This is a genomic window from Puerhibacterium puerhi (genome assembly GCF_009846865.1).
Taxonomy (GTDB): domain Bacteria; phylum Actinomycetota; class Actinomycetes; order Actinomycetales; family Cellulomonadaceae; genus Puerhibacterium; species Puerhibacterium puerhi.
Genome location: NZ_WUWN01000077.1, coordinates 1 through 5,868 on the forward strand (window position 1 = coordinate 1; position 5,868 = coordinate 5,868).

Annotated in this window: 4 protein-coding genes and 1 pseudogene; 3 read left to right on the top strand and 2 right to left on the bottom strand. The window is 77.7% G+C overall.

The features are described 5' to 3' along the window. Window positions 1-195: 195 nt before the first annotated feature. Window positions 196-2,997, top strand: coding sequence for an ATP-binding protein (locus GSF02_RS18145; RefSeq protein ID WP_159798772.1), 2,802 nt, complete (start codon window positions 196-198; stop codon window positions 2,995-2,997). 67 nt (window positions 2,998-3,064) lie between these two features. Next, entirely contained in the window at window positions 3,065-3,940 is an 876-nt protein-coding gene (locus GSF02_RS18150; protein WP_159798773.1) for a DUF3097 domain-containing protein, read from the top strand. Between the two features lie 24 nt (window positions 3,941-3,964). Here GSF02_RS18150 and GSF02_RS18155 read toward each other — a convergent pair whose 3' ends face one another. Then, the gene (locus GSF02_RS18155) at window positions 3,965-4,885 is read right to left on the bottom strand and encodes a hypothetical protein (RefSeq protein ID WP_159798774.1); all 921 of its coding nucleotides are present in this window, start codon (window positions 4,883-4,885) and stop codon (window positions 3,965-3,967) included. Between the two features lie 177 nt (window positions 4,886-5,062). Here GSF02_RS18155 and GSF02_RS18955 point away from each other — a divergent pair, with 177 nt between their 5' ends. Then, complete coding sequence (locus tag GSF02_RS18955; protein ID WP_235915690.1) at window positions 5,063-5,575, top strand: DUF4870 domain-containing protein; 513 nt, start codon at window positions 5,063-5,065, stop codon at window positions 5,573-5,575. Between the two features lie 9 nt (window positions 5,576-5,584). On the opposite strand, the pseudogene GSF02_RS18165 reads toward GSF02_RS18955, so the two are convergent. Continuing rightward, window positions 5,585-5,868 (bottom strand): annotated as a pseudogene (locus tag GSF02_RS18165) (epoxyalkane--coenzyme M transferase); the annotation flags it as partial.

Below are 5,868 nucleotides of genomic sequence, written 5' to 3' on the forward strand. Positions count from 1 at the left end.
CGAGCGCGCCGCCGCGGACGAGGCCCGAGCCGCCGCGGCCGGCCTCGCCCGCCCCGCCGCCGCGAGCGCCCCGACGGGGCGCCGCGGGCGCCGACCGACCACCCGGTGGTGGGTCCTCGCGCTGCGGCCGCGCCGACGCGCCGCGTGACGCTGCCGGTCGTCTCGCGCCCGGCCCCCGGCTGGCACGATGACGGCATGCAGGAGGCAGCGACCACCCGGGCACCGCTGGTCGGGCGAGCAGAGGAGCTCGCGCGGCTGCGCGCGTCCCTGGACGCGGCGCGCGCCGGGACGGGATCGGCGGTCGTCGTCGCCGGCGAGGCCGGGATCGGCAAGACCCGGCTGGTCGACGAGCTGGTCGCCGGCCTGAGGGCCGACGAGCTCGTCCTGCGGGGCCAGTGCACCGACTCGGGCTCGGGGCCCGTGCCGTTCGCGGCGCTGGCCGGGCTGCTGCACGACGCCGTCGAGACGCTCGGCCCGCGGGCGGTGCTCGACGCCGCCGGGCCGGCCGCCGACGCGCTCGGTGCCGTGGCGCCCGGGCTCGTGGAGGTGCGCCCCGGCGTCGACGCCGGGCGCGCCCCGGAGGCGCTCGTCGACCTCCTCGTCGCCCTCGCGGCGCGGCGCCCCGTCGTCGTCGTGCTCGAGGACCTGCACTGGTCCGACGACGCGACCCGTACCGTCCTGGCCCGGCTGGCCCGGGTGGCGGCACGGGCCGCCCTCCTGGTCGTCGCGACCTACCGCAGCGAGGACGCCGACCGGCGCCACCCGGTGCGTGCCCTGCTGGCGGAGCTGACCCGCTCGCGCGCGCTGACCCAGCTCGACGTCCCCCGGCTCGGCGCCGACCAGGTCGTGGAGCTCGCCCGCGCGCTGGCCGGGCCCGGCGCGCCGCTCGACGAGCTGGTCGAGCGCAGCGAGGGGGTCCCCTTCTACGTCGAGGAGCTGGCGGGCGCGGCGGGCACCGCGGTGCCCGAGTCGCTGCGCGACCTGCTGCTGCTGCGCTACCTGCGGCTCGGTGACGACGCCCGGGCCTTCTGCCGCGCCGTCGCCGCGGCGGGCCAGCGCGCCCCGTACGACCTGCTGGCGGCGGCGCTGGGCGAGGACGCGCTCACCGCCGCCGAGGAGGCGGCCCGCGCGGCGGTCGACGCGGGCGTCCTGCGGGCCGACGCCGACGGCTACCGGTTCCGCCACGCCCTCATGCAGGAGGCCGTGGCCGGCGAGCTGCTGCCGGGCGAGCGCCGCCGCCTGCACACCGCGTACGCCCGGGCGCTCGAGGCACGGCCGGCGACGCTGGCGCGGCTCGCGGAGATCGCCGACCACTGGTGGGGCGCACGCGTCCTCGACCGCGCCCTCGCGGCGGCGGTCGCCGGGCACGCCGCGGCCGAGGCCGACGCGGCGACGCAGTCCGCGCTGACGCTGGGCGAGCGCGCCCTGGAGCTGTGGGACCTCGTGCCCGACGCCGAGGCCGTGGCCGGCATCCCGCACCACGAGCTCCTGCGGCGCCTCGCCGACACGCTGCACGCCTCCACCCACCTGCACCGCGCGCTCGCTGTGGCCCGCGAGGCGCTCGCCGAGTGGCCGGCCGGCGACCGGTCGGGCCGCGCCCGGGTGCTGGCGGCGGTCAGCTACTACACGGGACGCACCGGCGACGACCACGGGCGGGTGCTGCTCGAGGAGGCGCTGCAGCTGGTCCCGGACGACGACCCGGCGGCGCGCGCCGAGCTGCTGCTGGTCAAGGCGCGCGCCGCGATGCTGGCCGGCCGGCACGCGGAGACCGAGGAGGCCGCGTCCGCCGGGCTCGCGGCGGCCCGCGCGGCCGGCGACGCCGCGACCGCGTCGGTGCTGGTGAACGTGCGCGCCATGAGCCGGATCAACCGCGGCGACCTCGGCGCCACCGCCGACCTCGAGGAGGCGCGCCGCCTCGCGGGCGACGACTGGTTCGCCGTCAGCCGGTACTACACGAACGCCTCGGACGCGTACGTCAAGCTCGGCGACGCGACGCGGGCGCTGGAGCTCGCGTCGCAGGGGGCGGAGCTCGCCCTGCGCCAGGGCGCGGGCTGGGGCATCCGGGCGATGCTGGAGGGCAACGCCGCCGAGGCCCTCCTGGCCCTCGGCCGGTGGGACGAGGCGGACGCCTGGTACGAGCGGTCCGTGCCGCTCGTCTCGCCCAGCACGTTCGCCGTCTACCTGCACGAGCGGTGGACCTGGCTGACGCTCTGGCGCGGCCGCGTGGCCGAGGCCCAGGCCATGGCCCGGGCGCGCCAGGGCCTGTGGCTCCAGCACGCCCGCAACGAGATGCAGATCCGTTCGCGGGTCAGCGGCACGCTCGCCGAGCTGGCTCTCGAGCGCGACGACGTCGACGCCGCCCTGGCTGCCGTGGCGCCGGCAGCCGGCGGTGCCCTCGGCGGCCACTACCGCCTGCCGGTGCTCGGGGTGGCGGGCCGCGCCGTCGCCCGCGCCCGCGCCGCCGGCCGGGAGGTGGACGACGAACCGTTCCGGCGCGCGCTGGCCGACTGCGCCGGCTGGCCGACGTCCGGCGTGTGGTCGGCCCTCTTCGCCGCCGAGCTCGGCGAGGGGCCGTGGTCGGCGGTCGCCGAGGCCGACGGCCCGGCGCACCTGCGCCCGTACGCGCTGCTGCGGCAGGGCGAGGCGCTGCTCGCGGCCGGGGACCGGCCGGCGGCGCGCGAGCAGCTCGCCGCGGCCACGGCGACCGCCACCGCGATCGGCTGCGGCCTCGTCGTCGCCCGCGCGCGGGCGGCAGGCGCCGGGCTCGCCACGCCCGAGCGTCGCGACGGCGGCGGCGAGCCCGGCCGCCTCACGGACCGCGAGCGTCAGGTGCTGGACCTGGTCGCCGAGGGGCTCACGAACGGCCAGATCGCCGACCGGCTGTTCATCAGCCGCAAGACCGCGTCCGTGCACGTGTCGGCGATCCTGCGCAAGCTCGGCGTCACCAGCCGCACCGAGGCGGCGGTCCGGGCGCGCTCCGGGGCGCTGCCGGGCTGAGCGGGTCCCGAGCGCCCCGCGCGTGTCACGGGGCGACGGCGCGCGGCGCCGCCCTAGGCTCGCCGTCGTGCACGACCGCTACGGCTCCGACGTCCTCGCCTCCTCCGACGCCCCCGGCCGGGTGAACGCCGTCCAGCACCACCGCGCCCGGCCCACCTCGCGGCCGCAGGCCGCCGAGCCGGGGCTCGTGGTCGAGGAGGTGCTGACCGGCTGGGTCGGCGCCGTCGTGCGGGTCGAGAAGTCCGGCGGCGTGCACCTGGTGGTGCTCGAGGACCGCGCCGGGCGCACGCGGTCGTTCCCCCTGGGCCCGGGGTTCTGGGTCGACGGCGCACCCGTGGTGCTGACGCCGCCGGTGACCTCGCGCGCCCCCGTCGCGCCGGGCCGCACGGCGTCGGGCTCGGTGGCCGTGCACGGCCAGCGGGCCCGGGTGGCCCGCGGCTCGCGGATCTGGGTGGAGGGCAAGCACGACGCCGAGCTCGTCGAGAAGGTCTGGGGCGACGACCTGCGGGTCGAGGGCGTCGTCGTGGAGATGCTCGACGGCGTCGACAACCTGGCCGAGGCGCTCGCCGAGTTCGGCCCGACGCGCGAGCGCCGGGTCGGCGTCCTCGTCGACCACCTCGTCCCGGGGTCCAAGGAGCAGCGGCTCGCGGACGCGGCGCTGCGCACCGTGCCCGCCGGCACCGTCCTGGTGCTCGGGCACCCGTACGTCGACGTGTGGCAGGCGGTGAAGGCCGAGCGCCTCGGGCTGCAGCGCTGGCCGGTCGTCGAGCGGGGCACGGAGTGGAAGCGCGGGATCCTGCGGGAGCTCGGCTGGCCGGCCGACGCGCAGGCGGACGTGGCGCGCGCGTGGCAGCGCATCCTGCGCAGCGTGCGCGACTACCGCGACCTCGACCCGGCCCTCCTCGGGCGGGTCGAGGAGCTCATCGACTTCGTGACCGCCTGAGGGGCCTCGCCGTCGCGCGGCGGCTCACACGGCGACCCTGCGCTGCGTGAGGCGGGTGTGCACGTACGCGCCGAGCAGCACGGCGACCGGGACGGCCACGAGCAGCCCGACGCCGAGCAGCAGCGCCCCGACGACGATGGTCACGACGCCGAGCAGCGCGGCGAGCAGCGTGACCCCGACGTTGCCGGACACCTGCTGCATGCTCGAGCGGATCGCCGCGATCGCGTCGGCCCCCTGGTCGACCACGAAGTAGACCGCGTAGAACAGCAGGTAGCCGGCGGCCAGCACGAGGATCCAGCCGAGGAGCGGGATCAGCCCGAGCACGAGGTCGATCAGCCCCAGCAGGATGGACAGCAGCACGACGTTCCCCGCGTTGCGCAGCCGGAAGAAGTCGCCGAGGCGCACCTGCCCCTGGCGGGCGGCGACCACCGCGCCCTGGACGAGGAACGCGTACAGGACGAACGCGACGATCTGCCCGAGCGCGGACAGCAGCAGGTCGCCGAACGTCATCGCGGCGGCGGCCGCCGTCCGCAGCTCCTCCGGGTCGGCCCCGGACACCGCGGAGAAGGTGTCGCGGACCTGGGCGCTGGTGAGGGCCTGGACGGCGGCCGCCACGACGCCGACGATCAGCGTCGCGAGGATCCACCAGCCCGCGCTGCGGCCGAAGGTCGACCAGGACCACGAGTAGCCCGTGCCGGCCGAGACCGGTCCGGCGTTGAAGCGGTCGCCGTAGCCCCCGTAGCCGCCGTAGCCCGCCGCGGGCGGGACGGGCGACGCGGGCGGCATGCCGGGCTGCCCGTACGGGGGCTGGCCCGTGCCCGGGGGCCCGTACCCCGGCGCCTGGCCCGGTCCGGGGGCGCCGAAGCCGGGCGGCGGCTGCCCGGGCCGCGGCGGCTCGGGCTGGGACGGGTCGTGCGGCGGCACGCCGCCGGTGTTCTCGCTCATGGTGATCCCCACGTGGTTGCGACGGTGCAAACCCCCCGCGTGCCACTCTTCCGCGCTGCGGGGGCGCGGACAAGGCGGCGCTCGGATCCCCCGCTGGACGGCGGCCCCGACGTAGGTTGGGCGTACGGGCGGGGTCCGAGCCGCGGCCCGCTCCACCGGACGATCCTGGGAGGCATCGTGTCCGAGCCCACCGACCGCCCCGTGCCGCCGGAGGGTCCCGAGCCGTCGCAGCCGGGGCCCGGGGCGCCGCAGCAGCCGTACGGGACCCCCTACGGTCAGCAGCCCCCCGCCGGGGCTCCCTACGGTCAGCAGCCTCCGTACGGCGCGCCGCCCGGCCAGCCCTACGCCGGCTACGGCCCGCAGCCGATGACGCAGGGCGACGAGCGGACGTGGGCGATCCTGGCCCACCTCGGCGGCGTCTTCCTGTCGTTCCTGGTGCCGCTGGTGATCTGGCTCGTGTTCCGCGACCGCAGCCGGTTCGTGGACCAGCACGGCAAGGAGGCGGTGAACTTCCAGATCACGCTGGCGATCGGCTACCTCGTCAGCATCCCGCTCATGGCCGTGCTCATCGGGTTCGTCACGTTCTTCGGCGTGTGGGTCTGCTCGATCGTCTTCTCGATCATCGCCGCCGTGGCCGCCTCGCGGTACGAGCCGTACCGCTACCCGGTGAACGTCCGCGTCATCCGCTGAGCGCCGCGCTCAGCCCCACAGGCGGCGCGAGGCGATCTGGGCGCCGCGGGCGAGGGTCTCGAGCTTGGCCCAGGCGATCTGGGGGTGGACGCGCCCGCCCAGGCCGCAGTCGGTGGAGGCGATCACGTTCTCGCGGCCGACCAGGCGGGCGAACCGCTCGATGCGGTCGGCCACCAGCTCGGGGTGCTCCACGACGTTGGTCGCGTGGGAGACCACGCCGGGCAGGATGACCTTGCCCTCGGGCAGGGTGCGCTCGGCCCACACGCGCCACTCGTGCTCGTGGCGCACGTTGG

Excerpts from the sequence above, each read along its gene's own strand:
- GSF02_RS18145 (WP_159798772.1), top strand. The coding sequence starts at position 196 with ATGCAGGAGGCAGCGACCACCCGGGCACCGCTGGTCGGGCGAGCAGAG.
- GSF02_RS18155 (WP_159798774.1), bottom strand. The coding sequence starts at position 4,885 with ATGAGCGAGAACACCGGCGGCGTGCCGCCGCACGACCCGTCCCAGCCC.